Origin of the sequence: Caulobacter sp. UC70_42 (assembly GCF_044056025.1) — a bacterium.
GTDB lineage: Bacteria > Pseudomonadota > Alphaproteobacteria > Caulobacterales > Caulobacteraceae > Caulobacter.
In genome coordinates this window covers 4,934,197-4,960,591 of the sequence record NZ_CP171994.1, presented here as the reverse complement: position 1 = coordinate 4,960,591, position 26,395 = coordinate 4,934,197, and the positions used below count along the sequence as shown (strand labels likewise).

The window sequence follows — 26,395 nt, the reverse complement described above, 5'->3', positions numbered from 1 at the left end:
GAGAACCCGCGCAGGCTGGCCTGCGCGGGTTCGGTTTTGTCTGGAGGGACCTATCAGCGACGCGGGGCGCGGCCGCCGAAGGTGACGATGCTGTCGACGCCGTCGGACGACAGAGACGACACGCCGAAGAAGGTGTCGTCGACGTTCACGCCCTTGAGCACGGTCTCGGTCGCGTCGGCCGGCAGGTCCCGATGCTCGGTCCAGTCCTGCTTGTCGTTGCGGCGCCAGTGCACCTGTAGCCCGCCGCGCCGGGAACGGCGGTCCAGGACACGGTCGTGTCGCTGCCCAAGGCGCCTCGCAGCAACACCTGTTCGGGCGCCGCAGGCGCGGCGGCCAGTCGCGCGATGGTCGCCACGTTGATCGCCGTCACCTTGGCCAGGTACGGGAAGTCCATCTTGTCGACGGTGTCGCCGTATTGAACTCCGTTCGCGGTCCGCAGGTCCTGGTGCTGCTGATTGTAGTTCTCCACGCCCACCGAGAAGCGAACGGCGGGATAGCCCAGCTTGAGGAAGGGCTCGTGGTCGCCGCCACGGCCAAAGCGGTCGGGCCGCCGGTCCACGAACACGTCCAGGCCGCCCTTGATGCTCTCCCCGACATGGTCGATCGCCTTGGCGAGCGCGCGGCTGGGACCGTCGTCCTCGCCGCCGTTGCCCCGGCGCACCAGCTGCGCGGAAACATCCTCGCTGGCCCGGATCCCCTCGGAGAACACCCGCACGCGATCATCCACGCGCGCGCCGTTCTGGCCGATCGTGTTGCCGACGATGTCGTTGTTCAGCACGGCGGTGACCTTCCAGCCGCGTTCCTTCGCCGTATCGGCCAGCAGGGTCCCGCCCAGCAGTCCCTGTTCCTCGCCCGACAGCGCCGCATAGATGATCGTGGCGTCGAACTGCTTACCTGACAACAGCCGCGCGGCCTCCAGCACCAGCGCCACGCCCGACGCGTCGTCGTTCGCACCGGGCGCGTCGCTGGTGAAGTTCATGACATCCGTCACGCGGCTGTCGATGTGACCCTGCACGATCACCACCCGGTTCGGATCGCGGCCGGGTTGGACGGCCAGGACGTCCACCACGTTCACGCCGTTGGGCGCACGGTCGTTGGTGAACACGCGCTCGATGGTTGAGACCTGGAGGCAGCCGCCGCAGCGGGCGCCGATCCGCTTCATCTCATCCGCATACCAGCGCCGCGCCGCGCCGATCCCGCGCGTCGGATGATCGGGGGCGGACAGCGTGTGCCGTGTCCCGAAACTCACCATCTTGGCGACGTCGGCCTTGAGCCGGGCCGGATCGGGCGCGGCCTGGGCGGAGGCGGCTGTGGGCAACAACAAAGCTGCCAGGACCATTGACGACAATCGCACGGTATTCCTTTCATTTTCCACTGAACCGGTCTGACCGTTCAAGGCAACACCGGCCAGGCGTCAGGGTCACCTGACCTATACGCCTCGCTCCTCGAATTCTCTCTGAATCGACCCATTGGGAGAACGGCGGTCAGGCCTGGCTATGGTTAGGGCAGAGTTGGGAGGGCGGCCTCCGCCGCGGTCCCTCGCCCCTCGGCGGGGGGCAGGCTCGCCGAGGGGCCGGAAGTCGGATCGATCGGCGGCCAAGCCGCCCGCGCCGGGGCCCGCCTCGAAAAATCTTGTTCAGCCGGTGAGGTAAGCCGATACGCGTGCGTCTACGACCTGGGGCGGCGCGAAGCGCTCGCCCATGACGGTGAGGCCGGGCGTTTGGAGAAGGCGGGACAGATCTTGGGAGACGGCGAGGCAGATCGGCGTGAGGCTGCCGCCCGGGACCGTTCGGCGCGCATCGAAGCGCTGAACCGACGGTATCGCATCCCGCTCCGCCGGTTCTTCGGCAGCCGCACGCGCCGCCCCGACGATATCGAGGATTTGGTGCAGGAGGTCTTCGTTCGGCTCATCGCCCGGGGCGGGCTCGAGGATGTCCGGGCCGAGGAAAACTACCTGTTCATGACCGCCGCCAACGTCTGGCGCGACTCCGGCCGAAAGGACATGTCCCGGCAGCGCAGCCGTCACGCCACGCTCGCCGATCATCATCATCCCGTCGATACGCTGTCGCCGGAAGTGGTGGCGGTCGGTCGCGAGGACCTTAGACGCGTGCTCGTCGCCATCCAGGAGCTTCCTCTGCGCACCCAGGCCATCTTCGCGCTGCAACGCTACGAAGAGCTCAGCTATTCAGAGATCGCCCGACGGCAGGGCATCTCCGTGAGCGCGGTCGAGAAGCACATGATGAAGGCGATCGCGCACCTCACCCGGCAGGCGTTCCGATGAGCATCTTTACCGCGCCGCGCATGGTCTCGGCCAAGCCGCCGGAAGACGCGGCGCAGGCCGCGGCCTGGTGGCTGAGCCTGAGGCATTCGCCACGCTGGTCTCCCGCGCGTCAGGCCGCGCTCGAGGCCTGGCTTGGTCAGAGTCAGACCCATCGCGTGGCCTTTGATCGCGCCCAGGAGGTCCTGGGACTAGCCGCCTCGCTGGCGGCCGATCCGGAGCTGCTGGCCGTGCGCGAGCGGGCGCTGTCGATGCCGCCGGAGCGCTCTGTTCCGCGCTTCGCCATCGCCGCGTGCCTGGTCGGCGCGCTGATGCTGGGCGTAGCGGTCGCGGCGACGACCTGGCTGCCGGGCTGGGGAAGGATGGAGCGGCACGAAAACGCTCACGGCGCGCGCTCGACCTTGAGACTGGCCGACGGCTCCAGGGTTGATCTCAACGGCGACAGCGCCATCGACGTGCGGATCACGGGGCGGCGACGCACCGTGCGCCTCCTCAAGGGCGAGGCCTGGTTCGACGTCGCCAGTGACAAGCGGCCCTTCAAGGTCGAGGTCGCCGGCCGGACGATCACCGACATCGGCACGTCGTTCGATGTCCGTCTGGTCGACCGCGCGGTCCGTGTCGCGGTCAGCGAGGGCAGGGTGGCCGTCGCCTCCGCCAGAAAGACGCCGACCGAAATCGGCGCAGGCGAGCTGCTGGTGGCCCATCCCAACGGCGAGGTGCAGGTCCGCCGCCTGGATGTCGCGACGCTGGGGGACTGGCGCTATGGGCGGGTGCAATTCTCCGGCGCGCCGCTGGCCGAAGCCGTGGCGGAGATGAACCGCTACAGCCCCAACCCGATCCGCATCGGCGATCCCTCGCTGAACGGACTGAAGGTCAGCGGGGTCTTCTTCACCGACGGCGCCAGTGGCTTCCTGAGCGCCCTGACCAGCCTCTATGGCGTCCAGGTGCGATCCATGGAGGGCGGCGAGCAGGTGATCGTCGCGGGCGAGGACGCTTCCACGAAAAAAATGTGACAGACGCGGTGAGGTGTTCGAGCCAACGGGCGTCTACGGCGTGGGGGCGAGGGGCCCCTCATTTTCGCCGTCGGGGGCTGTCATGCACGCATTCACTCTGAAGACCTGGGCCATGGTCGGTTCCGCGGCCGCGGCGCTCTGCGCCGGTCCGGCCTGGGCCCAAGCGCCTGGGACGCTGGAGTTCAACATCGCCCCGGCCAGCCTCGATGCGTCCTTGCGTCAGTTCGCCATCCAGAGTGGTCGCGAGGTCATCTTCAACCCTGACCTCGTGAGCGGTCGGCGAACGAACGGGCTTCAGGGCGCCCTGAAGCCGGACGACGGCCTTCGCCGCCTACTGGCCGGCTCTGGCCTTTCCTACCAGATCACCGGTCCGCGGACCTTTGTCGTCCAGAAGGCCGGCGCGACCTTGACCGCCGCGGCGCTTCGCCAGCCGATCGCCGTCCAGGGCCCGCCCGTCGCCCCCAGCCCCACGCTCGCGCCGCCGGCCGAGGAGCCCGCCCTCGTCAATGAGGTGGTAGTGATCGGCAGCCGCATCGCCGGGGCCAAGGTGACCGGCAATCTGCCCGTGTCGGTCCTCGACGCCGACCAGCTGCGCGCCCAGGGCGTGGTCAGCGCCGGGGAACTGATCGCCACCCTGCCGCAGGGCGGCGCCCAGGCCTTCAACAGCGGGGTCCAGGGGCCAAACAACGCCCGCGGCGACGTCTCCTCGGCCAACCTGCGCGGTTTGGGCTCGGGCAACACCCTGGTGCTGCTCGACGGACGCCGGATGACGCCACACCCGACCTCTCAGCAGGAAGGCGGCACGGTTCCGGTCCAGATCGTCAATCTGAACGCCATTCCCACCTCGGCGCTTCGTCGCGTCGAGGTCCTGCGCGACGGCGCCAGCGCCCTCTATGGCTCGGACGCCACCGCGGGCGTCCTGAACTTCGTCATCGACCGGCGCTTCACGGGCGCGGAGGTCTCCGCGCGTCTCGGCGGCGTCGAGAGCGGCAGCCTGCGGGAAAACGACGTCAACATGAAATGGGGCGCGGCCTTCAATGGCGGCGCCACGCACGTGGCCCTGTTCGGCGAAATCTACCACAACACCGACATGCCGGGGTCTGATCGCGACTACGCCGCGACCGACGACCTGAGCGGCCGGGTGTCGTCGACCTACGCCTCGCTGTTCAACCGCACCGTTTCGCAGTCGCCGTGGCTCACGGGCCGGGTGTCGACGCCGGTGACGGGGCTGGGCGCCAGCTTCACGACCTTCTTCATGCAGCCGTGCTCTTTCACCGGATCGCGCGCCCAGACCGCCACGCCGAACGTCTGCGTCAACGGCGGCTCCTCAACCCTGCCGTCGAGCCTGCGCTCCGACGAAGGGCCGCTGCGCACCATGGTTCCGCGCACGACGCGCGGCAGCGTGATGGCGACGGTGGACCACGACTTCGCGGGCGGCGTGTCGGCCTTTGGCGATCTGCTCTACTACAAGGCCAGCGCCTGGGCCGGTCGCGGCGGGTCAACCACCCTGACCGATGCGCCCCTGGTCGTGTCGCGCAACAACCCTTACAACCCCTTCGGCAGCGGGCCGGGGCGTCTGGCCAGCTACACCGGTCCGGCCCAGGACGTGACCATCGTCGGCTACGACGTCCTCGACGTCGGCATGCGCAACTTCGACGTCGACAACACGCAGATCCGCGCCGTCGCCGGCTTGCGCGGCCGGATCGGCGACTGGCGCTGGGACACCTCGGCGGTCTATTCGCGCGCCAAGACCGTCGACACCGAGCACAACCGGGTCAGCAACACCGCCCTGCAGGCGGCGCTGAGCAGCAGCGATCCCGCGACGGCCTACAATCCGTTCAATGGCGGCGATCCGGCCAATCTGCGGGTGGGCGACTCCACCTTGAATTCGGCCGCCGTGCTCGATCGCCTGCGCATCGACGTCACGCGCGACAGCCGCACCTCGCTGGCGATGTGGAGCGCGGGCCTGTCGAACCCGTCGGTGCTCACCATCGCCGGCCGCGACATCGGTCTGGCCTCGGGCGTTGAAGCGCGCCGCGAGACCTACGACGACTACCGCGATCCCCGCATCAACGGCACGATCAGCTATGTGACGGCGACGGGCGCGCGCACCAGTGACGTCATGGGCAACAGCCAGACCCTCGACACCCACGGCAAGCGCAACGTCTATTCGGCCTATGCCGAGCTGCAGAGCGCGATCATCCGTCCGTCGGACGGCGTGCCGCTGGTCCAGAGCTTCGACGTCCAGCTGGCGGCCCGCTACGAGCGCTATTCCGACACCAAGGACGAGGTGCTCAAGCCCAAGGTCGCGGCCAGCTGGGGCGTAACCGACTGGCTGAAGTTCCGCGCGTCCTACTCCGAGGCGTTCCGCGCGCCCAATCTCGAGCAGATCAACGCCGCGGCCGCCAACCGCGTGCAGCAGAACCAGCTGGACCTCTATGCCTGCGGTCTGGCCCAGGGCGCGAAGACGGTGGCGGCCATCAATCGCAGCAACTGCGCGGCCTATCGCTACGACGTCAGCGAGACCCGCTCGGGCAATGACCGGCTGAAGGCCGAGAACAGCAAATCCACCAGCGCCGGCGTGGTGCTCACGCCGGTGCGGAACCTGACCGTGACGCTCGACTGGTGGCGGATCAAGCAGACGGGCCTGGTGGGCGTGTTCTCGACCCAGGACCAGATCTATCTCGACGCCATCCGCCGCCTTGGGGGCGGGGAGGGCAATCCGCTCGTCACCCGTGACGCTTCCGGCAAGGTCACGAGCGTTCGGGCGATCTTCGAGAATCTGAATTCGCGCGAGGTCGAGGCCACCGACATCGGCGTGGCCTATCGCATCCCCACCGATCGCTACGGCGACTTCCGTCTCAACGCGGACGTCTCGATCTTCGGCCGCTTCTACCAGTCGCCGTCGGAAAGCGCCGCGGCGCTGCTGGCCGCCGGCCTCTCGACCACGTCGGGCGGTTCGCAGATCGGCCTCAACGGCAACCCGCGGTCTCGGGCGACGGCGAGCCTGGTCTGGGCCAAGGACGGTTGGCAGGTCACCGGCAGCGGAACCTATATCGACGGCATCTATGACACCTCGGCGTTGAACTTCCCGGTTTCGTCCTGGACGACGTTCAACACCGCCGTGCGCAAGAGCTTCGACGATGGGGCGCTGTCGGGCGGCTCGATCCGCGTGGGCGTCAACAACATCGCCGACAAGGACCCGCCGCTGGCCAACCAGCTGTTCGGCTACTTTACCAGCCTGTACAGCGCCCGGGGGCGGTTCTGGTACCTGGAAATGACCAAGTCCTTCTGATCCGGCGCGGCGACGTCGCGGGTTCACCTCCATTCGGTCATGAGGCTCTTGTGTTCAAACGTCTGATGCGCGCGATCAAGCCGGCCCTGTTGGGCTTGATCGCGATGGGGGGTGAGCTCCGCCGCTCTGGCCCATGGGACCGCCGCCGCTCCGGCGGCCAACGCCGCCAGCTACATCATCGAGTATGATGCGATCCACCATCCCGTCGTCGCCGCCGAGGGGATGGTGGTCAGCCAGAACGCCATCGCTTCCGATGTCGGTCGCGCCATCCTGGCCAAGGGCGGCAACGCCGTGGACGCCGCGGTCGCCACGGGTCTGGCCCTGGCGGTCACGCTGCCGCGCGCGGGCAATATCGGCGGTGGCGGCTTCATGCTCGTCTATCTGGCCGAGACCAAGCAGACCCTGGCGATCGAATATTACGGCGCGGCCCCGCGGGGGATCACGCCGACCCTGCTGACCGGCGCCAACGGCAAGCTCGATCCGGCCAAGCGCTATTCCTATCGCGGCGTCGCCGTGCCTGGCACCCCCGCCGGCTTCTATTTCGCCCAGCGCAAGTACGGCAAGCTGTCCTGGCGGGCGGTGGTCCAGCCCGCCGTGGACCTGGCCCGTCGGGGCGTCTTCGTCTCCGACGACATGGCCTATGCGTTCAGGGTCAAGGCGCCGGAACTGGTTCGCGACCCGGTGGCCGCGAGCACCGTCTATCGCCAGGGCCAGCCCTACGCGCGCGGCGAGCGCCTGGTGCAGAAGGACCTGGCCTGGTCGCTGGCGCAACTGCGTGATAAGGGCGCGGACGCCTTCTACCACGGCGAGGTCGGGCGCCGCATCGTGTCCGCCTCGGCGGCCAATGGCGGGGTCCTGACGGCCCAGGACCTGGCGGACTACCAGATCAAGGTCCAGGAGCCGCTCTGGACCACCTATCGCGGCGTCAAGATCGCCCTGATGCCGCCGCCGTCCGCGGGCGTTCTGCTCGGCGAGCTGCTGAATCTGATCGAGACCTTCCCGATGAAGGACCTGGGTCAGAACTCCTCCGACAGCCTCCACGTCCTGGCCGAGACCAGCAAGCTGATGTTCGCCGACCGCGCCCGCTACATGGGGGGATATCCGGACTATGTCGTGCCGACCCAGGGGCTTTTGTCCAAGGCCTACGCCAAGGACCGCGCCGCGGCGATCAGGATGGACGCGAGCCTGCCTTCGGTCAGTCTCAAGCCCGGCGATCCGGTCGGCTTCGCCAGCCGCGACACCACCCACTATTCAGTCGTCGACCGCTACGGCAACGCCGTCAGCAACACCTTTACCCTGGGCTCGGACTTCGGGGCGCACGTGATGGCCCCAGGCACCGGCTTCTTCCTCAACGACGCCGTGGCGAACTTCGCCTGGGACGCGGCCCAGGCCGCGGCCGAGCCCGCCAACGCGCCCGCGCCGGGAAAGCGCGTCATCTCCACGATCAGTCCGGTCATCGCCTTCAAGGACGGAAAGCCCTGGCTGCTGTCGGGCAGTCCGGGCGGAACCCGGATCATGCCGACGGTCGCTCAGGTGCTGGTCAACGTCATCGATCATGACCTGAACATCGCCGAGGCGACCGAACGGCCGCGCCTCTACCAGGACGACAAGGGCGGCCTTGAACTGGAGCCCGGGTTTCCGAGAGACATCGCCCGTCTACTCGAAGCCCGAGGCCATCGGGTCACAGAGGGGCTGACCATGGGCAGCGCGCAATCGATCCTGGTTGGCGATGGCTTGCTCCATGGCGGCGTCGACACGCGCCGCCCCGACGCCGCGGCCCTGGGCCTGGAGCCCTGAGGACGTCGCCGAGCCACACGCGTTCCCGCACCCGCGAAGCTGGAATATCGCGACTCCGAGTGAACACCCTTGATGGCTTGGGCGGTCAGGCCACCAACATCGCAAGCGGATCGGCGCCGACCGTCGGCGAGGGTTCGCTGACGGCGCGCTGGGTCCGCAAATGGGCTTCAAGGATGTCGAGGATCTCGCCATCGACCTCGGCGTCGAACTTGCGCGCGAAGAGGTCCGAGCTCGACGTCAGCCTGTCCGCGTCGGCCGTGGTGAATGTGCGGGGGCGCAGCTTGATATCTCCGTCGGGGACCCAGTCGATCATCCGCAGGTCGTCATTGACGATCTCGCCATGCATGGCGGTGTTCATCATCAAGGTCTGGAAGAAGCCCTCATCCGCGATGAAGGTGTTGCGATAGAAGGCCTTGTAGCGCTCGACCGACGGATCGTGGCAGACGAACGCGCAGAACGCCCGGCTGACGATCTTCCACTGGTTGCCGATATAGGGCGTGGCGTCGTTCAGGAAGAGCCGCGTGACCAGGCTGTCGATGATGCGGCCGCCCTGTTCGACCACGTGCCGGAGAACGCGGCCCATGGTTTCGGGCCGGATCGTGGCCTGGTCGAGCACGCGGATGAACTCCCGGCCCCGGTTGGCGTCGAGAAAAGCCCGGATGCGCGCCTGCGTCGCCAGCGGAAAATCCTGGCCGCTCAGATTGATGAAGTAGTCCCACCGGGCGTCCATCTCGAGTAGTCGGGCCATGCCCCGAAGCTCGGCGTCGACCAGGCTGTAGCCGCCCCACAGGGCGCGCCTGCTCTCCAGAACGGCGGCGTTTGGATAGGCGGCGAGGAACGCGCGCAGGTCGTTCTCCAGCTCCGGGCCGGCGTTCTTGTCGACATGAACGAGGTAGTGGTTGGCCGGATCGTGGATCGCCTTGAACAGCCGCTTGAACTGTTCGGGATAGCGATGGACCAGGATCAGGTAGGCGATTGTCGGCGGCGCGCGGCGAGGGGCTTGGATCAAGACCTGGCGCCTCGCGGGGCGTCACGATCGAAGGGGAGGGCGCGCGAGGGCTGGTCGCGGGTCGAGCGAAAATTCTCCAAGCCCTCGGGGTCAGAGGGACGAGTCCCGGGGTAGGTCTTCACGGCGTGGCCTTTCGTCGAGCGCGCCGATCCGCGGCGCTCGGTCGTCCCGCAAGCTGGCCGCTATTTCTTACGCGGGGCCAGGGTCAGGGAGAGAGTCGCCGGAGCGGCGGCGATCACCTTGGGCTTGGCGGTCTTGGGCTTGCGAACTTCACGATTGCCTTTGGACAAGAGCGTTTTCCTTTGAGGGGCTGTGGGGAGGCGGCCGTGCGCGCGGAAACCGGGTCAAGCCCGATCCACGGCGGTCGACGTGATCTTGATGACTGGAGAAGCGTGTCAGGGCGCCCCGGCTTCGGGGCCTTGGGACCATCCGCAAGGGGCAGGTCCGAATGGCGGGACTGCGCGCCTCGGCAAGACCTTTAGCACGGACGGCCGCGAGACGGGGAAAAGATTGCGTCTTGGGGAGCTATTGGCCCAGCGTCGCGCTATCTTGTCAAAGCCACGGATTACCCCGCGCCATGCGGAGCTCGTCGGCCCGAAAGGACGCCATGTCCACCCCCTCGAATACTCCGGTCCGCCCGCTCACGCGCGCGGTCTTTCAATGAACCCGTGGAGCGCCGTGTTGGCGATGCTTGGCGTGCGCCAGGTTTCGATGCGGGACGTGCGGGCCGAGGCCTTCTTCCTTGGCGGTCGCCACAAGGGAGAGATCCGGGAGGGCGCGCAGAAGGAGCTGCTCACGCCGGGCCTGCACCCCGATCGTGCGGCCCTCCTGCGGGCGGTCATCCGCGTGACGCCGCCGTCCACGATCGGTGGAGCGCGTCCATGACCGACGAAGAGGCGCGGGCGATGCGTCGCGAGGCTGAGCTCGACGTCTTCCCACGACCGCTCTGGATGATGGGCTGAAGCGCCGTCCTAGGCCGCGAGACGCTGGGCCGGCAGGAGTGCGCTGACGACCAGCCGGCTGAGCAAGCGATCCTCAATCGGGATGATGGCGTCGACGAAAAGCTCCGATGTCGTGGTTTCGATCTGCGGAGGCTCTTGCACCACGCTGGCGTCCACCTGGAAGGTCTCCTGCACGCCGTCGACGAGGACGCCAGCCAACTGTGCGCCGTGCTGGATAACGACGATGACGTGGCGCGAGGAGACCTCGGTCGCGCCTAAACCCAAGCGGCGGCGCAGATCGATGACGGGCATCACCGCGCCGCGAAGATTGATGACGCCCAGCATGTAGCTTGGCGTGTGCGGCATCTGCGTCGCCGGGGTCCAGCCCCCAATCTCTCTCACGCTGCGAATGTCGATGCAGAATTCCTGGCCGCCGATCTCAAAGGAGATCAGCTCCAGTTGCCCCGCGCTGGGCAGGCCGCTCTCGCTCGCCATCTGGCCGTCTCCCTGCAAGCGGGATCAGAATTCTTCCCACGACTGCGCCGCCGCCTGGGCGCCGCCGCCGGGACGCGCGAAGGCGGCGATCTTGGCCTGGGCCCGCCCCACGGGATTGGCCGCCGGCGCATGACGGCCTGGCTGGGCGCGTTCGATGCGCGCGGCGGGCGCGCCGGTCTGGAAGCGCGAGACCAACGAGGCCAGCTCGGCGGCCTCGGTCTTCAGGTTGGCGGCCGCGGCGGTGGCTTCCTCGACCATGGCGGCGTTCTGCTGGGTGACCTGATCCATCTGATTGACCGCGGTATTGACCTCATTGAGGCCGGTGGCCTGCTCCTGCGAAGACGTGGCGATTTCGGAGATCAGGACATCGATCTCGGCGATCTTGGTCACGATTCCGGTCAGCGCCTGGCCGGTGTCGCCGACGAGCTTCACGCCGCGCTCGACTTGAGCCGTGCTGCTGGCGATCAGGGTCTTGATCTCCTTGGCCGCTTCCGCCGACCGCTGGGCCAGAGCCCGGACTTCCTGGGCGACGACGGCGAAGCCGCGCCCGGCCTCACCCGCCCGAGCGGCTTCGACGCCGGCGTTCAAGGCCAGGAGGTTGGTCTGGAAAGCGATCTCGTCGATCACGCCGATGATCTGGGTGATCTGACCTGAGCTCTGCTCGATCTCGCCCATGGCGGCGACCGCGTCGCGCATGACCTCGCCCGAGCGGGCGGCGTCGGTTCGCGCGCCAGAAGCGGCGGCTGAAGCTTGCTTGGCTCCCTCCGCGCTCCGCTTGACGGTGGCCGTGATCTCGTCCAGGGCCGCCGCTGTCTCTTCCAGGCTGGCGGCCTGCTGCTCGGTGCGGCGCGACAGGTCGTCCGAAGCGCTGGAGATTTCGTCGGCCCCGGTGCGCAAGCCGCCGGTTGTCGCCGTGATCCCGCTCATAGCTTCGCGAAGGCTGTCGATCGCGGCGTTGAAGTCGTCCTTGATCTGCGCGTAGCGACCCAGAAATTGCGCGCTGATCCGAGCTGTCAGGTCGCCTTGCGCCATGCGCTTGAGGCTCTCGGCGAGATTGGCGACAACCTCCTCCTGCTCTTCCGCCGCGCGTCGCCGCTCGCCTTCGGAATGCATTCGCTCATTCTCGATCGCGGTGACGTCGGTGGCGAATTTGATGACCTTGTAGGGCTTGCCGTTCTCGTCGAGCACCGGGTTGTACGAGGCTTGAATCCAGCACTCGGCGCCCCCCTTGCCGATCCGCAGGAACTTGCGCGCGACGAATTGCCCGCTGTTGAGCTCATTCCAGAAGGCGCGATACTCGGCGCTTGCCGCTTCGGCCGGGGGCACGAAGATACTGTGGTGCTTTCCGACGACTTCCTCCGCCCGGTATCCCAGGGCGTTCAGAAAGTCGGCGTTGGCCCGAAGGATCGTTCCGTCGAGCGTAAACTCGATCACCGCCTGAGACCGATCCATGGCGGCGACCTGGGCCTTTAGCTCGCGCAGTTCGGCGGCCATGGCGGCTTGCTTGGTCTTGGCCGTATTCGAAAACAGCATGGCGGTTCGATTTCGCTCTGAGAACATCGTTGCTCGAACGTTGCCGCAAAACGCTAACGAGGCCCTAATAGCCAATCCAAACGGCGGTATGTCGCGGGCAAAACCTCCCCAAACCGAGCAATCACCGTAAAGCGCGACCATTAGTCACGGTTAATGGTTGATGAATTGCAATCTAGCCGATCCCATCTAGTTCACAGTCGCGGTGGGTGAGTTGAGTGCGTGGTGGCGTGAGTATGGGCCTAGAGGATTTGGTGGCGGCGCTGGCCGTCGATTCGGAGACGGCCGTGGTTGTCACGGATGGCGAGCTTTCGCATCCGGGGCCGACCATCCTGTACGTCAATGGCGCCTTCGAGCGCATGACGGGCTATCTGAGTTCGGAGCTATTGGGAAAAACGCCTCGACTGCTTCAGGGCGAGAGGACCAGCCTCGCGACACGCCGTGCGCTGGCGCGCGCGCTGCGAAAAGGGCAGCGGACCAAGGTCGCCTTGATCAACTATCGCAAGTCGGGCGAGGCCTATCGGTGCGAGGTCGAGGTCTTTCCGATCCTCGACAGGGATGGCGTGCTGGTCAACGCGGTGGCGCTGGAACGTGAAGTCAGGCGGCGACCGGGACGACGTTCCACGATGGGGGATCTCTAGAGCGCCTCAAGGGCGTGCTCCGGGGCGGGGCGGCCGTTGCGCAATGAGATCCGGCTGACGCCGTCGAGCAACGGTGAGCAGAATCGCGCAGCGCGCGCCGGAATCTGGCTTACATAGCGCGATGCCAGCACGATCAGACCCGATGGCCTTGGCCGCTCCAGATCGCGACGACGCGCGTGCGCGAGCGGTGGCGGCGGCCATGGACATCGTGGCGGGACACGGGCTGGCGGCGCTGTCTGTGCGCGACCTCGCCGCGGCGATCGGCAAGAGCACCACCGTCATCTTCAATCTCTTCCAGGCCAAGGCCGGGGTGGTGGGCGCCATGGTCGAAGCGGCGATGGAGGGGGATCTGGCGTTCCATGACGCCTTCCTGTCCCAGGTCGACGGACTGGTCCTGGATCAACGGACGATGGTCGACATAACCGCGCGCTACGTCCTGGCGCGGGCCGAACCCTCGGCGCGCTTCGCCCGGATCTGGGAAGAGGTTCTGATCGATCCCGAGGCCGCCCAGGCCGCGCGCGAACCACTGGCGCGCTGGCTGGCGATGCGGCGGAGCAAGCTGGACGGGCTGCTGGCCCGTGACGCGCGGCTGGAGCGGCTGGGCGCGGTCTATCTTCCCTATCTGCTGATGGAGGAGCTCTACGCCGCGGCCCTGGCGCGTCGGCTCGACTACGAACTGCTGCTGCGCGAGAGCCTGGAAGGGTTGATCGCCATGGCGTTCGGCGAGCCGTCCGGCGGCGAGGCCAAGGTCGCGCGATGGTTCACCGGCGCCCTGGTGCTGCCAGAGCCGCCCAGCAAGCGGTACGCGCCGGGATCGGTGAAGATGCGGTTGCTGGACATCGCCGCCGACCAGATTCTGGAGCGCGGCATCGGCGCGGTCACCAACCGCACCGTGACCCAGGCGGCCGGTGTCTCGACCTCGACCATCCTCTATCACTTCGCCGACATGCGTTCGTTTCTGGCCGAGGCGATCTGGCACAGCGTGTTTCGCGAGATCCCCGACTATCTGGACACCCGCAACCCGCGCGACCGCGAGCGGCCGACCGATCTTCAGGGGCTGGCGGCGCTGCTGGCGCCGACCTTGCGACCGGGATCGTCGGAAGACCCGGGCGACGCTGGCTTTTACGTCAAGTACGCCCGGCTGATCGCGCAGATCTGCCTGATCGCCCGGCGCGACGCCGCTTTCGAGAACATGGCCATGCTGCTGCGCGGCCCCGAGGGCGGGGGCACCTATGCGCGGCGCGAGGCCGTCTGGCCGCCAGCGTTCGACATGACCCGGCTCAGCGCCATGCGCTTCGCGATCTGGATCAAGGGCTCGGCCCTGTTGAGCGCGGCGCTCCCCGAGACCGAGGCCCAGGGGGCGGAGGCGCGGCTTGGCGCGGCCGCGCTGGCCCTTGTGCCCACGACGGTTTAGCGAGTCGAACGAACGATATTGTTCTGGTCGTTCAATCGACCGCACGCCCACCTAGGCGCGAGTGGGTGAGCGCCTTTGACTGGGTTTCATCAAAGCGACACGGGCCGCTCCTATATCCCCCAACTGTCGAACAACTGATTTTTCCGGACCGTTTGTCGTCGGGAAGAGGGGGCGTGATGCGTGTACTGTCTAAAGTGAAATTCGTGGCCCTGCTGATGGGAAGCGCCGCGATCTTCGCGGGGCCGGCCATGGCGGCCGACGCGGCCGACGCGGCCGCTCCGGCCGCGGACGAGGCCGGCTCCACTCGTCTGGACGAGGTCACGGTGACGGCGCGCCGCCGCGCCGAATCCGAGCAGAAGGTCGCCGCCGCCCTGACCGTGGTCAGCGGCTCCGAACTGGACCGCCGCAATATCCAGACCGTGAATGATCTGGAGAACAGCGTCCCGAACCTGGAGGTCACCAGCCAGCTGGGCGGCGGCCAGCCCCAGTTCCGCATCCGCGGCGTCGGCCTGACCGACTACGCCGCCAACAACACCGGCACTGTCGGCGTCTATGTCGACGAGGTGGCCTATCCGTACGGGTCGATGACCCAGGGCGCGCTGTTCGACGTGGCCCGGATCGAGGTGCTGCGCGGTCCGCAGGGCATCCTCTACGGTCGCAACACCACGGGCGGCGCGGTCAGCGTCATCACCAACGCCCCGACCCGGACGTTCGACGCGGGCCTGACCGCCTCGTACGGTCGCTTCGACGCCGCCCACATCGACGGCTTCGTGTCGGGTCCGCTGACCGAGACCCTGTCGGCCCGCCTGGCCATGACCACCGATCAAGGCGGCGCCTGGCAGTATCACCGCGACACCCATGAAAAGCTTGGCGACAAGGATCGCTGGGCCGCCCGCCTCAAGCTGGATTGGAAGCCGAGCGACGTCACCGAGATCGACGGCTCGCTGCGCTACAACCGCGACAAGTCCGACGGTCTGGGCCTGCGTCTGGTGACCCGCGCCTTCCAGTCGCACAACTACGCCCCGATCGGTAAGCTCTACCCGATCGACACCGACCCACGCATCACCGGCTGGGGCATCACGCCCTATTTCGCCAATCTGATCGGCGCCTCGACCAACGCCAAGCCGTTCCGCGACAACGAGGGCGTCGGCGCCAACATCCGCCTGCGCCATGACTTCGGCTGGGCCGCCCTGACGGCCGTGCTCGGCTACGAGACCTTCAAGCGCCGCGAGTTCAACGACTGGGACGCCACGGCCTCGAACGAAGCGGGCACCTTCTTCTTCAACGACATCGACACCCTGTCGCAGGAAGTGCGCCTGGCCTCGCCCGGCGACCAGCCGTTCCGCTGGCTGGCGGGCCTCTACCACTCCACGGAGTCGGTCGACGGCGGCTTCTATTCGGACTTCTCGGAAGCCTCGACGCTGAAGAACTGGTTCTCGACCACCTACAAACAGGACGTCGAGACCACCGGCGTCTTCTTCAACCTCGACTACGACCTGACCAGCCGCCTCACCCTGTCGGGCGGCCTGCGCTGGGAGGACGAGACCCGCGAACTGAAGGACTTCAAGACCGAGATCCTGGCCCCGATCTATTCGCTGCGGGCCAACACCAGCAAGGACCGCCACATGGGCGAATGGTCCGGCAAGGTCGGCGGCGAGTATCATTTCACCAAGGACGTGCTGGGCTATGCCAGCGTGGCGCGCGGCGTGAAGTCGGGCGGCTTCACCACCTATAACAGCGGCTTGCCCTCGCAGCTGGATCCGTTCGATCCGGAGAAGCTGATCGCCTACGAGGCGGGCCTGCGCTCGGAGTTCTTCGACCGCCGCCTGCGCGTCAACCTCGCGGCCTTCTATTACGACTATCGCGACCAGCAGCTGCAGGGCGTGCTCTACACCCAGACCGGCCGCGTCGGCCGGATCATCAACGTGCCCAAGTCGCACATTCAGGGCGGCGAGCTGGAGATCACCTGGAAGCCGACCGCGCGCCTGACGATCAGCCAGTCGCTGGGCTACAAGTACGGTCAGTACGACGAGTTCTTCTTCGTCAACGCCACCGCCACCGAGGCGGCCAAGGACCCGGTCACCGGCCAGTACAACACCATCGTCTACAGCGACCGCTCGGGCGAGCGCCTGCCGTTCCCGCGCACCGACTACAAGGGCGCCATCAGCTACGTGATGGATGTCGGCGCCTGGCAGGTCGAGGCCGAGACCAACTACAACTATCGCAGCGACATGTTCAGCACGTCGTCCAACTCGGTGATCGGCGACTACTGGCTGTTCAACGCCAGCCTCACGGCGCGTCCGGCCAACGGCAAGTACGCGGTCGGCGTCTGGGTCAACAACGCCGCCAACGACTATTTCGAAGAGACCCGCAACGCCTTCATCTCGGCGGCGACGGCTTCGCCGCACGAGCCGCGCACCTATGGCGTTCGGGTCAGCTGGCGCTATTGATCGACGGCCGCTTCCCCTTCGGCCATCGGCCTCGCCGCGGCGCACGCTTCGCGCCGCGGCGGGGTTTCCGCGTTCTGGATAGGAGCTTGTCATGACGGTCGATCGCAGGCGGGTGGTCGGGGCGGGTCTGGCCCTCGGCGCTGTCGCCTTGGCCTCCGGCGCCGAAGCGGGCGAGATCGCCTTCCGCCACGGCGTGGCCAGCGGCGAACCGGGCGCGGACCGGATGCTGCTGTGGACGCGGGTCACGGGCCTGGGCGAAGTCGATGGCCGCTGGCGGATCGCCACGGATCCGGCCATGCGCAAGGTCGTGGGAGAAGGGCGCTTCATCGCCCTGGCCGAGCGGGACTTCACGGTCAAGGTCGTGGCGCAGGGGCTGAAGCCCGCCACCGACTACTGGTACCAGTTCGAGGCCGGCGGCCAGCGCTCGCCGGTCGGCCGCACCCGCACCCTGCCGGTCGGGCGGCTGGACCATCTCGACCTCGTGGTCGCCTGCTGCGCCATGTACACCATGGGCTATTTCCAGGCCTATCGGGCCATCGCCGAGCGACCAAAGCTGGATGCGGTGCTGTTCGTCGGCGACTACATCTACGAATACGGCGCCTCCAACTATCCGGGTCTGGACACCCTGCGGCCGGCCGATCCGCCGCGCGACACCGTCACGCTCGAGGACTATCGCCGCCGCTTCGCCCAGGCCCGGACGGACGCCGATCTCCAGGCCGCCCATCAGCGCGCGCCGTGGATCTGCACCTGGGACGACCACGAGATCGCCAATGACGACTGGATGCACGGCGCCCAGCACCACGATCCGGCCAAGGACGGCGACTGGGAGGCCCGCAAGGCCGCCGCCGTCCGCGCCTATTACGAGTGGATGCCGATCCGCGATCCGGACCCGGCCGACCCCTACGCCATCCAGCGGGCGGTGGCGTTCGGCGACCTGGCCACCCTGATCGTGCCCGAGACCCGTCTCAAGGCCCGCGCGGCGCAGCTGGCCTTGCCGAAGGACCTGGATCGCTTGCCGGATGGGAGGCCCGACCTCGAACGGCTTCCGCCGCAAGATCGCCAACCCGGAACGCCGGATGCTGGGCCAGCAGCAGGTGGACTGGATCGCCGGCGAGATGCGCGGCTCGGTCGCCGCCGGCCGGCCCTGGGTGCTGCTGGGCAGCGCCACGGTGATGGCCGACTACGCCTATCCGGACATGAGCCGCTGGGCGCCGGCCTCTGGCGCCCTGAAGGGCTTCTTCGCGCTGACCAAGCTCGATTTGCCGCTGCTGAACCTCGACGCCTGGTCGGGCTACGCGGCGGAGCGGCAGAGGGTCTATGACGCCATCCGCGCCAGCGGGGCGCGCACGGTCGTGTTGTCGGGCGACAGCCACATGGCCTTCGTCAACGAACTGCACGACGAACAAGGGCGGGTGGCGGTGGAGCTGTCGACCAGCACCTTGACCGGTCCTTCCTTGGGCGTGGTCCTGGCCATGAAGGACGCCCCGTTCGGCGAGCGCGTGGCCGAGCGCAACCGCGACATCGTCTGGTGCGATCACCTGGCGATCGGCTTCGTCGCCGTCCATGTCACGCGCGAGGCGGTCGAGGCCAGCTTCGTCAGCGTCACCGATCCGCGCGTCGTCGGCTCGCCCACGCCGGTGCAACGCCGCGTGCGCGCCGTCGCCGAGGCCAAGGGCGTCGGCGCCTGGACCCAGCTCTAGGAGTCGTCATGTCTCCGCTTACCCTGAACCGCCGTGCGTTGCTGTCCGGCCTGGTCGTCGCCCCGGCCGTGCTGCGCTTCGGCCAGGCCCGGGCCGGCGGCGCCTATGTCTTCCCGCTCGGCGTGGCCAGTGGCGACCCGGCGCCCGACGGCATGGTGCTGTGGACCCGCCTGGCGACCGATCCCCTGGCCGCCGACGGCCTGGGCGGCATGGGCGCCGCTGTCCCCGTGCGTTGGGAAGTGGCCGCCGACGAGGCCTTCCGTCGCGTGGTCATGGCCGGCGACGCGATGGCCGAGCCCGCCGCCGCCCACAGCGTCCACGTCGAGGTCGCCGGCCTGCGTCCCGGCCGCCCGTACTGGTACCGGTTCACCGCGTTGGGCCAGCAGAGCCCGATCGGCCGCACCCGCACCGCTCCGGCCGCGAACGCCGACCTCGACCGCCTGCGCCTGGCCGTGGCGTCGTGCTCGCACTGGGAGCGCGGCTATTTCAGCGCCTATGGCCACATGGCCGACGAGGCCCCGGACCTGACCCTGTTCCTCGGCGACTACATCTACGAATATTCGATGGGCCCCGACCGCAAGGACCAGATCGTCCGCCCCTACGGCCTGGAAGAGGCCACGACCCTGGCCGGCTATCGCAACCGTTACGCCCTGCACCGCACGGACGCCGACCTGCAGCGCCTGCACCAGGTCGCGCCCTGCTTGGCCATCTGGGACGACCACGAGATCCAGGACGATTATTCCGGGATCTGGTCCAAGACGCCTGGCGTCTCGCCGAACGCCTTCCTGCGCCGCCGGGCGGCCGGCTACCAGGCGTTCTACGAGGCCATGCCGATCCGCCGGACGCGGCTGGACACGCGGCTGCAGATGCCGATCCATCGCCGGGTTCGCTACGGCAAGCTGGCCGAGTTCTTCATGCTGGACGGCCGCCAGTACCGTTCGCGCCAGCCCTGCTCGGAGGGCCCCAATGGCGGCAAGGGTCAGATCGTCGCCGACGCGGCCTGTCCCGACCGTCGCGATCCGGCCCGCACGTTCCTGGGCTTCGACCAGGAGCGCTGGCTGTATGACGGCCTGGCCAACACCCAGGCGCGCTGGACGGTGCTGGGGCAGGACCTGGTGATGGCCGGTCTGCGCTTCGGCGACGGCGGACCCGACACCAAGTTCTGGACCGACACCTGGGACGGCTTCCCCGCCGCCCGCGACCGCCTGGCCCAGGCGATCGCGACGCTGAAGCCGCGCAACCCCGTGGTGCTGAGCGGTGACTACCACTCCTTCTGGACCAACGACGTCAAGCTGAACGCGGACGATCCGGCCTCGGCCACGATCGCCACCGAGTTCGTCGGCACCTCGATCACCTCGTCGGGGCCGCCCTATGAAGGACTGATGGCGGCGATGCCCAACAACCCGCAGATCAAGTTCTTCGACAGCCGGGTGCGCGGCTACATGTCGATCGACGTGGAGCGAGACCGGATGACGACCCGCTACCGGGCGATCTCGGACGTACGCGACCCCCGCGCCACGGTCGCGACGCTCAACACCTGGGTCGTCGAGGATGGTCGGGCTGGTGCGGTGAAGGGGTGAAGCCCAACCTTCGACGAAGCCAACCTTATTGACGTTTCTAGTCAATCGATTAGCTAGGCCCGATGTCGAGGGGGGAGCATGGCGCGAACGCAAGCCAAGGATGCGGGTCTCGCGCGGCGAGATTCCCGGGCCGCTCTGTTCGACGCCACGGCGGCGCTGCTTTCCGAGCGATCCACGATCGAGGTCTCCCTGAGCGAGATCGCGCAGAGATCGGGCCTGAACTCGGCGCTCATCAAGTACTATTTCGGCGGCAAGGAGGGCCTGCTGCTGGCGCTGCTGGAGCGCGTGGCCGAGCGATCGATGGCCGATCTGGCCAACCTGGTCCGTATGGACATCTCCGCCGAGCAGAAGCTGCGCATCCATATCGGCGGCATCATCAACACCTACTACCGATCGCCCTATGTCAACCGACTGATCAACTACATGATCGTCCGGGGCGACAAGGCGTCCGGCGAGCGGGTGGCCAAGATCTTCGTCGAGCCCATGATCGCCGCCTATCGCGCTATCGTCGCCCAGGGCGTCGCCGAGGGGGCGTTCCGGCCGCTTGATCCGGGCATGCTGTATTACAGCGTCGTCGGGGCCTGCGAACACATCTTCTACGCCGGCTATTCATTGCCCACCACGTTGGGCCTGTCGGAGCTGACCGATCAGGTCCGCCAGCAGTACGTCCAGCACGTGGTCGACCTGGTTTTCCATGGCGTCCTGGGGCGGTCGGAGGCTGCGGGCTAGGCTGCCGCGGCCGTTACGCGGATCGCTTGACGGAAATTAATCGAACAATTAATCGCTAGAACAATAAATAGAACGCGGGAGGAGACGGCCATGGCCGAGGCGCTGATCATTGACGCCGTGCGCACGCCGCGCGGTATCGGCAAGGTCGGGAAGGGGGCTCTGGCCCATCTGCATCCGCAACATCTGGCGGCCACGGTTCTCAAGGCCATCGCCGAGCGCAACAAGCTCGACACCGCCGACGTCGACGACGTGATCTGGTCGACCTCCACGCAAAAGGGAAAACAGGGCGGTGACCTGGGCCGCATGGCGGCGCTGGACGCCGGCTATGACGTCAAGGCCTCGGGCATGACCCTGGACCGCTTCTGCGGCGGCGGCATCACCACCGTGAACCTCGCGGCGGCTCAGATCATGAGCGGCATGGAGGACCTGATCGTCGCCGGGGGCGTCGAGATGATGAGCCTGACCGCCGCCATGGCCGCCCAGGAGCAGGCGGCGGGCTTCCCGCCAGGCCTGATGGGCTCGGGCAACGAACACCTGGACATGCTGCATCCGCAGTCGCACCAGGGCGTCTGTGGCGACGCCATCGCCAGCATGGAAGGCATCACCCGCCAGGACCTCGACGCCCTGGGTCTGGAAAGTCAGAAGCGCGCCGCCCGCGCCATCGCCGAGGGGCGCTTTTCCAAGTCGATCGTCCCGGTGCTGAACCCCGAGGGCGGCGTCGCGTTGGACCACGACGAGTATCCGCGCCCCGATACGACCGCCGAGGGGCTGGCCCAACTGAAGCCGGCCTTCACGGCCATCGCCGACTATCCCTATGACGCGAAGGGCTCGACCTTTCGCGGGCAGATCAATCGCCGCTATCCCGACCTGAAGATCGAGGCCATGCACCACGCCGGCAATTCGTCGGGCGTCGTGGACGGCGCGGCGGCGGTGCTGCTGGCCTCGCCGGCCTATGCGCAAAAGCACGGCTTGAAGGCGCGGGCCCGCGTGGTGGCCATGGCCAACATGGGCGACGATCCGACCCTGATGCTGAACGCCCCCGTGCCGGCCGCCCGCAAGGTCCTGGCCAAGGCGGGCCTGAAGGTCGAGGACATCGATCTCTGGGAGATCAACGAAGCCTTCGCCGTCGTCGCCGAGAAGTTCATCCGCGACCTCAAGCTCGACCGGTCGAAGGTCAACGTCAACGGCGGCGCTATCGCCTTGGGCCACCCGATCGGCGCGACGGGCGCTATCCTGATCGGCACGGTGCTGGACGAGCTGGAGCGCACCGGCGGCCGCTACGGCCTGGTGACCATGTGCGCCGCCGGCGGCATGGCTCCGGCCATCATCATCGAGCGCCTCCAGGGCTGACAGGGAGCTCCGACGCTTCGGTCTTCGTCGCCGCAGGCGAAGATCGTCGTTCCGGGCGAGGCCTTCGCGAGGTCGCCGCGCGAGCGCATCGCTCCGGCGTGACCGGATCACGGCTTGGAGGGCGTGGCGGCCTCGGGGGAGGGGGCTTGCAGTCCGGCGATGGCCGGCGGCAGCGCCGCGTCGTCGGAAGCCATGCCCTCGGACAGAGCCGCCAGGCGCTGGATCTGTGCCTGTTGCTCGCGCAGCGCCTCGGTCAGCGCCGAACGCAAGGCGCGAACCTGCGCGTCGGGCTGATCGCGCAAGACCAGAATGGCGCGAATGGCGGCGACCGGCAGCCCGACGGCGCGCAGCGCGACGATGGCCTTCAATTGCTCGATGGTCGCGAGGTCGTAACCCCGAACATTGCGGGCCAGGCGATGAGATCGGATCAGGCCCTGATCCTGGTAGTAGCGCAACGTCCGCGCGGTGACGCCCAACCCGCGAGCGGCCTCGCCGATTTCGATCAGGCGCTTTGGCGCGTAGGGGCCACGAGCCAAGTAATTCATCAGACGAACTCCACCAGCACCTCGTCGGCGGCGACGGGATCGCCGGCCTTGGCGTTGACGGCCTTGACGACGCCGTCGCGTTCGGCGCGGATGATGTTCTGCATCTTCATGGCTTCCAGCACGCAGACGACCTCGCCCTCGCGGACCTGCTGGCCGGCGGCGACGTCCATGGAGACGACGAGACCCGGCATCGGCGAGAGCACCAGCCTGGAGGTGTCGGCGGCCTGCTTCTCGGGCAGCCTGTCGTGCAGTTCGGCGTTGCGCGGGGTCAGGACCAGCACCCGGGCCTTGGCGGCGCGGTGGCGGATGGTGAAGCCCTCGGCGGCCGGCGTGACCTGGACGGTGAAGGCCTTGCCGTTCAGGGCCGCCTTGAACACCGGCTTGCCCGGACGCCAGTCGATGTCGGTCAGGGTCAGGACGCGGCCCTCGTCGAGCAGGTCGACGGTGACGTCGCCGTTCTCGCCGGCCACCTTCACCCGGCGCTTGGCGGGACCGACGGCCACGACCCACTCGGCGCGCGGCGGACCGGCCAGGCCCGAGGCGTCGGACCGGGCCCGGGCGGCGTGGACCCGCTGCATGGCCGCGCCGACGGCGGTCAGGATGTCGATCTGCTCAGACGTCGGCTCGGTCCCGGCGAAGCCGTCGGCGAACTCGTCCTTGATGTAGTTGGTCGAGATCTTGCCGGACCGGAACCGGGCCTGGTCCATCACCGCGGCCAGGAACGGGATGTTCTGGGAGAGGCCCTCGATGTGGAAGTCCTCCAGCGCCCGGCCCATGCCGTCGATCGCCGCCAGGCGGGTCGGGGCCCAGGCGCACAGCTTGGAGATCATCGGGTCGTAGTACATCGAGATCTCGTCGCCCTCGCGCACGCCCGCGTCGTTACGGATGGTGTAGCCGTCCTTCTCGCCTTCCGCCGGCGGGGCGTAGCGGACCAGCCGCCCGATGCTGGGCAGGAACTTGCGGTAGGGGTCCTCGGCGTAGATGCGGCTCTCGATGGCCCAGCCGTTGATCGAGAGGTCCTTCTGCTCGAAGGCCATCTTCTGGCCGGCCGCGCTGAGGATCATCTGCTCGACCAAGTCGAGGCCCGTGATCAGCTCGGTGACCGGATGCTCGACCTGCAGGCGGGTGTTCATCTCCAGGAAGAAGAAGCTCTTGTCCTGGCCGGCGACGAACTCGACCGTGCCGGCCGAGTCATAGTTCACCGCCTTGGCCAGGGCCACGGCCTGGGCGCCCATGGCCGCGCGGGTGGCCTCGTCCAGCAGCGGCGACGGCGCCTCCTCGATGACCTTCTGGTTGCGGCGCTGGATCGAGCACTCGCGCTCGAACAGGTGGACGACGTTGCCGTGCTTGTCGCCCAGCACCTGGATCTCGATGTGGCGCGGGCTCTCGATGAACTTCTCGATGAAGATGCGGTCGTCGCCGAAGCTGGCCTTGGCCTCGGCCCGCACGGCCGGGAAGCCTTCCTCGAACGTCCTGGCGGCTCCAGGCCACGCGGATGCCCTTGCCGCCGCCCCCGGCCGAGGCCTTGATCATCACCGGATAGCCGATCTGCTCGGAGATCGTCACGGCCTCGGCCGTGTCGGCGATCTCGCCGATGTGGCCCGGCACGCAGGACACCCCCGCGGCCTGGGCGAACTTCTTGCTCTCGATCTTGTCGCCCATGGCCTGGATGGCGCCGGGATCGGGACCGATGAACACGATCCCCTCGTCGGCGCACCGCTGGGCGAAGCTGGCGTTCTCCGACAGGAAGCCGAAACCCGGATGCACGGCCTGCGCGCCCGTCTGCTGGCAGGCGGCGATGATCTTGTCGGCGACGAGATAGCTCTGATTGGCCGGCGAGGCGCCGATATGCACAGTCTCGTCGGCCATCTCCACGGCCAGCGACCCCGCGTCGGCGTCCGAATAGACCACCACCGTAGCGATCCCCAGCCGACGGCACGTCTTGATCACCCGAACCGCGATCTCGCCCCGGTTGGCGATCAGGATTTTGCTGAACATGGGTGGGTCCTGACCTAGAGCGGGATGTTGTCGTGTTTGCGCCAAGGGTTCGCCAGTTCCTTGCCCTTGAGGCTCTTGAGTTCCCCGCACGATGCGGCGACGGGTGCCGTGTGGCATGATGACGTCGTCGATGTAGCCGCGGCTGGCGGCGACGAACGGGTTGGCGAAGCGGTCCTTGTACTCGGCCTCGCGGGCGGCGAGCGCCTCGGGGTCCTTGGCCTCCTGGCGGAAGATGATCTCCACCGCCCCCTTGGCGCCCATCACCGCGATCTCGGCGGTCGGCCAGGCGTAGTTGAGGTCGCCGCGCAGGTGCTTGGAGCTCATCACGTCATAGGCCCCGCCATAGGCCTTGCGGGTGATGACGGTGATCTTCGGGACCGTGGCCTCGGCATAGGCGAAGAGCAGCTTGGCGCCATGCTTGATCAGGCCGCCGTACTCCTGCTTGGTCCCCGGCATGAAGCCCGGCACGTCGACCAGGGTGATGATCGGGATGTTGAAGGCGTCGCAGAACCGCACGAAGCGCGCGGCCTTGCGGCTGGAGTCGATGTCCAGCACCCCGGCCAGGACCTGCGGCTGGTTGGCCACCACGCCGACGGTCTCGCCGTCCATGCGGGCGAAGCCGACGACGATGTTCTTGGCCCATTCGCTGGAGATCTCGAAGAAGTCGGCCTCGTCGACGATCTTCAGGATCAGCTCCTTGATGTCGTAGGGCTTGGTCGGATCGGCCGGGACCAGGGTGTCGAGGCTGGCCTCCTCGCGATAGGGCTCGTCGAAGCTCTCGCGCTCGGGGGCGGGTTCGCGGTTGGACGAGGGCAGGAAGTCGACCAGGCGGCGCACCTGGGTCAGGGCTTCAAGATCGTTCTCGAACGCGCCCTCGGCCACGCCCGACTTGGCGGCGTGGACCCGGGCCCCGCCCAGTTCCTCGGCGGTGACCACCTCGTTGGTGACGGTCTTGACCACGTCGGGCCCGGTCACGAACATGTAGCTGGTGTCCTTGACCATGAAGATGAAGTCGGTGATCGCGGGCGAATAGACGTCGCCGCCGGCGCAGGGGCCCATGATCACGCTGATCTGCGGGATGACGCCGCTGGCCAGGGTGTTCTCCAGGAAGATGTCGGCATAGCCGGCCAGGCTGTCGACGCCCTCCTGAATGCGGGCCCCGCCGGCGTCGAACAGGCCGATGATCGGCGCGCCGACCTTCATGGCCTGGCGCTGGACCTTGACGATCTTGGCCGCGTGGGCGCCCGACAGGCTGCCGCCGAACACCGTGAAGTCCTTGGAGAAGACGTAGACGACCTTGCCGTTGATCGTGCCCCAGCCGGTGACCACCCCGTCGCCGGGGATCTTCTGGTCGGCCATGCCGAAGTCGGCGCTGCGGTGCTCGACGAACATGTCGAACTCCTCGAACGAGCCCTCGTCCAGCAGGAGGTCGATCCGCTCGCGCGCCGTCAGCTTGCCCTTGGCGTGCTGGGCGGCCACCCGCGCCTCCCCGCCGCCAGCCCTGGCCTGCTCGCGACGACGGTCGAGAATTTCAAGAATGTGCTGCAACTTGCACCCCGAGAAGGAAGATGGTCGCCTCTGGCGGGAAGGTGCGACCGAGACGTGAGCGGCGAGGCCATTCACAGATTGC

At 67.8% G+C, this 26,395-nt stretch carries 16 protein-coding genes and 4 pseudogenes; 13 read left to right on the top strand and 7 right to left on the bottom strand.

Translation table 11 applies throughout. The features are described 5' to 3' along the window. Positions 1-145: 145 nt before the first annotated feature. Positions 146-1,321 carry a M28 family peptidase gene (locus ACHMW8_RS24925; RefSeq protein ID WP_395444108.1) on the bottom strand — a complete coding sequence of 392 codons (1,176 nt, stop codon included), beginning with the start codon at positions 1,319-1,321 and terminating at the stop codon, positions 146-148. A 420-nt stretch (positions 1,322-1,741) separates the two neighbouring features. Between ACHMW8_RS24925 and ACHMW8_RS24920 the strand changes: the two genes are divergently transcribed. The 4 genes from ACHMW8_RS24920 to ggt all read left to right on the top strand — a co-directional run bounded on the left by ACHMW8_RS24920 (position 1,742) and on the right by ggt (position 8,383). Then, positions 1,742-2,281, top strand: coding sequence for an RNA polymerase sigma factor (locus tag ACHMW8_RS24920; protein WP_395444107.1), 540 nt, complete (start codon positions 1,742-1,744; stop codon positions 2,279-2,281). Further along, a complete protein-coding gene (locus ACHMW8_RS24915) occupies positions 2,278-3,291 on the top strand; it encodes a FecR family protein (protein WP_395444106.1) in 1,014 nt (337 codons plus the stop codon). The genes ACHMW8_RS24920 and ACHMW8_RS24915 overlap by 4 nt, the downstream gene beginning before the upstream one ends. Before the next feature lie 82 nt (positions 3,292-3,373). Further along, complete coding sequence (locus ACHMW8_RS24910) at positions 3,374-6,586, top strand: TonB-dependent receptor (RefSeq protein WP_395444105.1); 3,213 nt, start codon at positions 3,374-3,376, stop codon at positions 6,584-6,586. Positions 6,587-6,697: 111 nt separating this feature from the next. Beyond that, entirely contained in the window at positions 6,698-8,383 is a 1,686-nt protein-coding gene (gene ggt, locus ACHMW8_RS24905; RefSeq protein WP_395444104.1) for a gamma-glutamyltransferase, read from the top strand. 85 nt (positions 8,384-8,468) lie between these two features. Here the strand turns inward: ggt and ACHMW8_RS24900 are convergent. Further along, positions 8,469-9,362, bottom strand: a pseudogene (locus ACHMW8_RS24900) (beta-1,6-N-acetylglucosaminyltransferase); the annotation flags it as partial. 717 nt (positions 9,363-10,079) lie between these two features. On the opposite strand from ACHMW8_RS24900, the gene ACHMW8_RS24895 reads away from it, so the two are divergent. Next, on the top strand, positions 10,080-10,277 hold the full coding sequence (locus ACHMW8_RS24895; protein ID WP_395446049.1) for a hypothetical protein: 198 nt from the start codon (positions 10,080-10,082) through the stop codon (positions 10,275-10,277). Between the two features lie 86 nt (positions 10,278-10,363). Here ACHMW8_RS24895 and ACHMW8_RS24890 read toward each other — a convergent pair whose 3' ends face one another. Further along, positions 10,364-10,828, bottom strand: coding sequence for a chemotaxis protein CheW (locus tag ACHMW8_RS24890; protein ID WP_395444103.1), 465 nt, complete (start codon positions 10,826-10,828; stop codon positions 10,364-10,366). Positions 10,829-10,852: 24 nt separating this feature from the next. Further along, the gene (locus ACHMW8_RS24885) at positions 10,853-12,361 is read right to left on the bottom strand and encodes a methyl-accepting chemotaxis protein (RefSeq protein ID WP_395444102.1); all 1,509 of its coding nucleotides are present in this window, start codon (positions 12,359-12,361) and stop codon (positions 10,853-10,855) included. A gap of 251 nt (positions 12,362-12,612) precedes the next feature. On the opposite strand from ACHMW8_RS24885, the gene ACHMW8_RS24880 reads away from it, so the two are divergent. The 8 genes and pseudogenes from ACHMW8_RS24880 (at position 12,613) to ACHMW8_RS24845 (ending at position 22,222) form a co-directional block, all read left to right on the top strand. Then, positions 12,613-12,999, top strand: coding sequence for a PAS domain-containing protein (locus tag ACHMW8_RS24880; RefSeq protein WP_158624746.1), 387 nt, complete (start codon positions 12,613-12,615; stop codon positions 12,997-12,999). Between the two features lie 142 nt (positions 13,000-13,141). Further along, positions 13,142-14,413 carry a TetR family transcriptional regulator gene (locus ACHMW8_RS24875; RefSeq protein ID WP_395444101.1) on the top strand — a complete coding sequence of 424 codons (1,272 nt, stop codon included), beginning with the start codon at positions 13,142-13,144 and terminating at the stop codon, positions 14,411-14,413. 176 nt (positions 14,414-14,589) lie between these two features. Then, complete coding sequence (locus ACHMW8_RS24870) at positions 14,590-16,863, top strand: TonB-dependent receptor (protein ID WP_395444100.1); 2,274 nt, start codon at positions 14,590-14,592, stop codon at positions 16,861-16,863. Positions 16,864-16,954: 91 nt separating this feature from the next. Next, positions 16,955-17,791 (top strand): annotated as a pseudogene (locus tag ACHMW8_RS24865) (alkaline phosphatase D family protein); the annotation flags it as partial. Positions 17,792-17,882: 91 nt separating this feature from the next. After that, positions 17,883-18,563, top strand: a complete 681-nt coding sequence (locus tag ACHMW8_RS24860; RefSeq protein ID WP_395444099.1) for an alkaline phosphatase D family protein — start codon at positions 17,883-17,885, stop codon at positions 18,561-18,563. Between the two features lie 8 nt (positions 18,564-18,571). Beyond that, positions 18,572-20,143: an alkaline phosphatase D family protein gene (locus tag ACHMW8_RS24855; protein ID WP_395444098.1), complete on the top strand. Its 1,572-nt coding sequence runs from the start codon at positions 18,572-18,574 to the stop codon at positions 20,141-20,143. Between the two features lie 78 nt (positions 20,144-20,221). Beyond that, positions 20,222-20,872 carry a TetR family transcriptional regulator gene (locus tag ACHMW8_RS24850; protein ID WP_395444097.1) on the top strand — a complete coding sequence of 217 codons (651 nt, stop codon included), beginning with the start codon at positions 20,222-20,224 and terminating at the stop codon, positions 20,870-20,872. Between the two features lie 90 nt (positions 20,873-20,962). Continuing rightward, positions 20,963-22,222, top strand: coding sequence for an acetyl-CoA C-acetyltransferase (locus ACHMW8_RS24845; protein WP_395444096.1), 1,260 nt, complete (start codon positions 20,963-20,965; stop codon positions 22,220-22,222). 107 nt (positions 22,223-22,329) lie between these two features. Here the strand turns inward: ACHMW8_RS24845 and ACHMW8_RS24840 are convergent, their stop codons facing one another. The 3 genes and pseudogenes from ACHMW8_RS24840 to ACHMW8_RS24830 form a co-directional block, all read right to left on the bottom strand. Further along, on the bottom strand, positions 22,330-22,767 hold the full coding sequence (locus ACHMW8_RS24840) for a MerR family transcriptional regulator (RefSeq protein WP_395444095.1): 438 nt from the start codon (positions 22,765-22,767) through the stop codon (positions 22,330-22,332). Next, positions 22,767-24,765, bottom strand: a pseudogene (locus ACHMW8_RS24835) (acetyl-CoA carboxylase biotin carboxylase subunit). Before ACHMW8_RS24835 ends, ACHMW8_RS24840 begins: the two are co-directional and overlap by 1 nt. 14 nt (positions 24,766-24,779) lie before the next feature. Next, positions 24,780-26,313: pseudogene (locus tag ACHMW8_RS24830) on the bottom strand (acyl-CoA carboxylase subunit beta). Between the last annotated feature and the right edge of the window lie 82 nt (positions 26,314-26,395).